The organism is Rhodococcus sp. EPR-134 (genome assembly GCF_001647205.1).
Lineage (GTDB): Bacteria > Actinomycetota > Actinomycetes > Mycobacteriales > Mycobacteriaceae > Rhodococcus_F > Rhodococcus_F qingshengii.
In genome coordinates this window covers 1-1,530 of sequence record NZ_LVCT01000207.1, presented here as the reverse complement: position 1 = coordinate 1,530, position 1,530 = coordinate 1, and the positions used below count along the sequence as shown (strand labels likewise).

The following is a 1,530-nucleotide window of genomic DNA, read 5'->3' as shown; positions in this document are numbered from 1 at the left end:
AGCGTCGTCGATGGTCATCGGCTCGGCCGGGTGATCCTTCGTGCGGACCACGCGTCCCGGGCCGTCGTACTCGTCCGGCTCTTGACCGTTCAGCGAAATGTCCGGTGTGACTCCGAGTGAGTCTGCGTCGACGAGGGAGGCGGTTGCCTCCGCGACGGACACCGGTCGCTTGTCGCCGTAATGGACCTTCTTGCGGTCCTTGGTTCGACGGAGGCGACTCTCGAGCTTGTCGATCACCGATTCGAAGGCGGCGTAGAAGCTGTCTGCGGACGCTTCGGCTCGGGCCACCGGGCCTTTACCTCGAGCGGTGATCTCGACGCGCTGGCAACTCTTGGCCTGTCGTCGGTTGCGTTCATGTTGGAGTTCCACGTCGAAGTGGAATATGGAGGGGTCGAAGTGTTCGAGTCGCGCCAGCTTTTCCGAAACGTAGATTCGGAAGTGATCGGGGATCTCGACATTTCGTCCCTTGACTACGACGTCGGATCTCGGAGCTGCGGCATTCTCGGAACGCTCGATGGTGGCGTCCTCGATGAAAAACGAGGCTTGCGAAGGGGTCGTCACTCGTACCTCCCAATTACGGCCCCGCCCCACGGTGGGCGGCGGCAAATTCTGCAAGTACCGAGAGGGGATCCGCCCGGCACCAGTATCGAAGTACCACCTCCTACCAGTATTTTCGGGTGTGCCGCCGACGCTAGTACGTAACGCGCGCGAGTGCCACTGTTCCAACGAAATTCATCTAAGCCCCTGCAAGGACAAGCACGAGAGTTGTCCGAATCCCACTGAGCGAGAGGGCCCGAACCGACTCTGCCGCAGTCGCTCCCGTGGTGAGGACGTCGTCGAGCAGGACGATGTCACTGTCCCCGGCAATCGAAGAGATCGCAGTGGTGTCGAGAGACACATGACCGTTCACGTTGGTCACCCGGTCGGCCGCGGACAGTCCTACCGAGTCACGTACACCTCGCGTCATCCGGAGAATCGGACAGACACGTACCGGACGACCCGCGACAGAACCAATTTCCCGCTTTCCGCGCACACTTTCGGCTATCCGGCGAACCGGATCACCCCCGCGAGATCGCGCCGCTCGGGCGCGCGTGGGAGCCGGCACCAGCACGATCGGCGGACGACCCCCGCTGCCGAGCTCGCCCCACCGTTCCAGAGTGGCCAACGCGTCGGCCACAGCGATCCCCAGAGGCATCGCGAGGTCCCGACGACCCCGTTCCTTCATCTCGATCACACTGCGCCGCCTGGGGCCGTCGTAGCGGCCGAGTGCCCAGACGGGCACGCCCGGATCCACGCGCGGACTCAGTTGAAGCGGATGATCGCGCAGCAGTTCCGCGCACTCACCGCACCACAGAGTCCCCGAGCGGCCACACCCACCACACTCGCGTGGCAACAGCAGGTCGAGCAGACCGGCACCGAATTTCTTGTCCCCCATGGCCGAATCATGAACCTGAGCACCGACATGCATCAGAGCGCAGACATTCACCAGAGCGCAGAGACGTCAGCCAGGCAGAACCGGAATCGCCTTCT

At 63.2% G+C, this 1,530-nt stretch carries 2 protein-coding genes; both read right to left on the bottom strand.

The window, feature by feature from the left end:
• Positions 1–561, bottom strand: a 561-nt coding sequence (hpf, locus tag A2J01_RS09495; protein ID WP_064112586.1) for a ribosome hibernation-promoting factor, HPF/YfiA family, incomplete at its 3' end; no start/stop codon positions are given.
• A gap of 175 nt (positions 562–736) precedes the next feature.
• On the bottom strand, positions 737–1,468 hold the full coding sequence (locus tag A2J01_RS09490) for a ComF family protein (RefSeq protein ID WP_054826505.1): 732 nt from the start codon (positions 1,466–1,468) through the stop codon (positions 737–739).
• Positions 1,469–1,530: the final 62 nt, after the last annotated feature.